This window comes from uncultured Maritalea sp. (genome assembly GCF_937139385.1).
Taxonomy (GTDB): domain Bacteria; phylum Pseudomonadota; class Alphaproteobacteria; order Rhizobiales; family Devosiaceae; genus Maritalea; species Maritalea porphyrae_A.
In genome coordinates this window covers 1-4,110 of the sequence record NZ_CAKZPW010000279.1, presented here as the reverse complement: position 1 = coordinate 4,110, position 4,110 = coordinate 1, and the positions used below count along the sequence as shown (strand labels likewise).

Sequence of the window (4,110 nt, the reverse complement as noted above, 5' to 3'; positions counted from 1 at the left end):
GAACCCCCAGTATCTGACGAAGCGAACGCCTTGCGTGACGAGAAGCTGAAAGTGTTGCGCGCCTTAAAACCCATCGTTGGCGATGCTGTTGAAAAACTAACAGTGCGCGGCCAATATCGTGGTGTTTCGTCCGAAGAAACCAAAGTGCCGGGTTATCTTGAAGAGTTGGGTGACGACGTAAAATCAAACACCGAGACTTTTGTGGCAATTAAGGCAGAAGTTGAAAACTGGCGCTGGAATGGCGTGCCCTTCTATTTGCGCACCGGCAAGCGTATGGCTACCCGCGCATCTGAAATTGTTATTCAGTTCCGCGAAATTCCCCATTCGATTTTTTCGCGCTCTGAAGGGGTGCCAAAGGCCAACCGATTGGTAATCCGCCTGCAGCCTGATGAAGGCGTGAAGCTGTTCTTGATGATTAAGGACCCGGGCCCCGGTGGCATGCGCCTTCGCCAAGTGCCGCTCAACTTGTCATTTGCTGACACATTCATTCAACGCACGCCAGAAGCCTATGAACGTTTGTTGATGGACGTGGTGCGCGGCAACCAAACTTTGTTTATGCGGCGCGATGAGCTGGAAGCGGCTTGGCGCTGGATCGACCCGATCCGCGAAGCTTGGGACAATGATACAGACAAACTACACGGCTATACTGCAGGCACGTGGGGCCCAACGGCCTCGATTGCGCTGATCGAACGTGATGGACGTACATGGCACGAGGAAGCTGATGACCCAAAAGGCCTCTAAAACAGATTTCGCCAACAAAGACATTTTGGCCGCCGCATTGGCAGAAGATGTGGCGGGCGCTTTGCGCACGGCCATTTCGCGTGATGGCAAAGCAAGCCTTTTGGTTTCGGGCGGTTCAACGCCAAAACTGTTTTTCCAACACTTAAGCCGTGCTGACTTAGACTGGTCAAAGGTTTTTGTTTCGTTGGTGGATGAGCGATGGGTTGAGCCATCTTCGGATCGCTCAAATGCCAAGCTGGTGGCTGAAAACTTGCTGCAAGGCGATGCCGCGAATGCTCATTTTGAGCCCTTGTTTGTTGAAGGCAAAAGTGCTGACGCTGGCATTGAGGAACTTTCAAGCCGCTTTACAGAGATGGCACAGCCGATCACGGTGGTGATTTTGGGCATGGGAACCGACGGCCATACGGCAAGCTTTTTCCCCGGCGGCGACAATTTAAGCGCGGCGATCGATCTCAACAACACACCAATGTTCTCGTCGATGCGCGCGGCGGGCGCGGGCGAGGAACGCATAACGTTCACGCTGCCGACCTTGCTCAACGCCTCACTTTTGGCGCTTCATATAGAAGGCGAGGCAAAGCAAGACGTTTTAGATGCGGCACAAGGCGAGGGCGATGTTGAAGACATGCCAATCCGCGCCGTGCTGCGGCAAGATCAAACGCCGCTCAATATTTATTGGTGCCCCTAAGCCCGGCGGCACATTCAAATCGAATTGGAGATGACCGATGCGCGTTAACAATCAAATCAAGGACGTCACCGACCGGATTATCAAACGCAGCGAAAAAACGCGTCGCACTTATCTTGACCGCATGGATGCGCAAGTGACGCGTGGCGTCCATCGTTCGGCGCTGTCTTGTGGCAATTTGGCCCACGGCTTTGCGGCCTGCGCGCCTGGGGATAAAGAAAAACTATCCGATGGGATCACGCCCAATATTGGCATCATCACTTCTTACAATGACATGCTTTCGGCACATCAACCCTATTATGATTATCCCGATCTCATCAAAGAGGCAGCCCGCGAAATGGGCGCGACCGCGCAAGTGGCAAGCGGTGTACCTTCAATGTGTGATGGGGTGACCCAAGGCCAACCGGGCATGGACCTTTCGCTGTTTTCACGCGACGTGATTGCCATGTCTGCCGCCATCGGCTTGAGCCACAATATGTTCGACGCCGCCATGTTCCTTGGTATTTGCGACAAGATCGTGCCGGGTTTGGTGATCGCTGCACTGACCTTTGGTCACATACCAGCCGTGTTCGTGCCTGCTGGCCCAATGCCTTCTGGTTTGCCAAACGACGAAAAAGCCCGCATCCGTCAGTTGTACGCAGAAGGTAAAGTAGGCCGCGAAGAACTTCTGCAGGCGGAAAGCGATAGCTATCATTCAGCCGGCACCTGCACATTTTATGGCACCGCCAATTCCAACCAAATGCTCATGGAAATCATGGGCCTACATATTCCCGGTTCAAGCTTTGTCAATCCGGGCACGCCTTTGCGTACCGCTTTGACCAAAGAAGCGGCACGTCGTGCCCTGGCAATTACGGCGCTGGGTAATGAATTTACGCCCGCAAGCCAAGTGATCGACGAAAAAGCCATCGTAAATGGCATGATTGGTTTGCACGCAACAGGCGGTTCCACAAACCACACCATCCACTTGATCGCTATGGCTGCGGCCGCAGGCATCCAAATCAATTGGCAGGACATGTCTGACTTATCCGATTGCACGCCGTTGCTGGCGCGGGTCTATCCAAACGGCATGGCTGATGTGAACCACTTCCACGCCGCTGGCGGTATGGGCTTTATGATCGACCAATTGCTCAACGATGGTGCGCTGCACGACGATGTTAAAACCATCTGGGGTTCGGGCCTGCATGTTTATGCACAAGAGCCAAAACTGGACGGCGAAAAGGTTCACTTTGTGTCTGCACCAAAAACCACCGGCAATGACAAGGTGCTTGCCGGAACCGATGCAGCGTTTGCCACATCGGGTGGTCTAAAACTGCTCAAAGGTAACCTTGGCCAATCTGTCATCAAAATTTCAGCCGTGAAAGAAGAACACCGGTTTGTTGAGGCACCTGCAAAAGTGTTCCATTCACAAGACGAGATGCAAGAGGCGTTCAGAAAAGGTGATCTCGAGCAAGATATGATCGCCGTGGTGCGTTTCTCGGGGCCAAAAGCTATCGGCATGCCAGAGTTACACAAACTCACCCCACCGCTCGGCATTTTGCAGGGTAGGGGCTACAAGGTTGCCTTGGTCACCGATGGGCGCATGTCCGGCGCATCCGGCAAAATCCCCGCCGCGATCCATCTAACGCCAGAAGCATTGGATGGCGGGCCAATCGCCAAAATCAAAGACGGTGATATGCTCCGTTTAGATGCGGAAAAAGGCACACTTGAATTCTTGGGCGACCATGCCGAGTTTGATGCGCGTCCTTTAGCAACGCAGGACCTTTCCGCGTCGCACCATGGATTGGGCCGGGAACTGTTCTCCGGCATGCGCGCATTGGTTGGGTCTGCCGATAAAGGGGCAAGTGCGCTGGGCGAAATATTCTAAAATCCGCCATATTCTGACCCCAATTTGAAGACTAAAACACCCTCATAAATCAATTATGAGGGTGTTTTATTAATGTCTTACTTGAAGTTTTTTGCAGCACTATCCATCACAATGCTCGTGGGTGCATGCGTCTCGCTCTCCACAATCAAAACCATGCACGCCATGTCAGACTTTGATCCACTTGAGGCTGATATCGCAAATATGGTTTTTGGTGTTGAGGCGACCCCGCAGCTCAATGCCCAGCCAGAGACATCAAAATTCACGATGACCGTGCAACTGGCGGGCGAAGAGCCTTCAATTCACGATTTCGCAATCGTGCGCCTGGACGCTTCAGAATTGTCGCTCACCAAAGTGCCGCAGCACAAAGGCAAGGTTCTCAATTTATTTGGTTTTTCTGAAAAGGCAAAGGAGGAACTCGTTGAATTCCAAGTCCTCTTGCGCGACATGAAGTCGAAAAACACAAAAGGCGCTTCGCTAACGATCGGATTGTCTCCGGATTTTTGCAAAACCGAGCAGTTCGAATACGCGCAGGAAAAATTTACAGTGTATATGGCACGCGCATCGGACGTTGAGTTGCTCACATTGGTCGACAATATGTCGGTGCAAGATCTCATGAAACAGTTAAAAGCCAAGCACGTTCGCGACTGTTAGCCCTCTTTGACACACCAAAAGCACTCGGTGACATAGGGAAAAACCACTTCGGATTTCCCCATTAGCGCTGGGTGCGTGGTGATCAAATTGCGGATTTGCCCTTCAATGTCAGCGCGGGTCGTCTCATCCTGCGCTGCAATAAAACTGACCGACATGAACCGATTGAAGATCA

Annotated in this window: 3 protein-coding genes and 1 pseudogene; all 4 read left to right on the top strand. The window is 52.4% G+C overall.

Going from position 1 to position 4,110, the window contains the following annotated elements; all coding sequences use genetic code 11:
- Window positions 1-741: pseudogene (locus Q0231_RS11375) on the top strand (glucose-6-phosphate dehydrogenase); the annotation flags it as partial.
- Window positions 722-1,426, top strand: coding sequence for a 6-phosphogluconolactonase (gene pgl / locus Q0231_RS11370; protein WP_269392917.1), 705 nt, complete (start codon window positions 722-724; stop codon window positions 1,424-1,426). The pseudogene Q0231_RS11375 and the gene pgl, both read left to right, overlap by 20 nt.
- Before the next feature lie 37 nt (window positions 1,427-1,463).
- Window positions 1,464-3,287 carry a phosphogluconate dehydratase gene (gene edd / locus Q0231_RS11365; RefSeq protein WP_299347753.1) on the top strand — a complete coding sequence of 608 codons (1,824 nt, stop codon included), beginning with the start codon at window positions 1,464-1,466 and terminating at the stop codon, window positions 3,285-3,287.
- A gap of 72 nt (window positions 3,288-3,359) precedes the next feature.
- On the top strand, window positions 3,360-3,938 hold the full coding sequence (locus Q0231_RS11360; RefSeq protein ID WP_269392915.1) for a hypothetical protein: 579 nt from the start codon (window positions 3,360-3,362) through the stop codon (window positions 3,936-3,938).
- Window positions 3,939-4,110 lie beyond the last annotated feature (172 nt).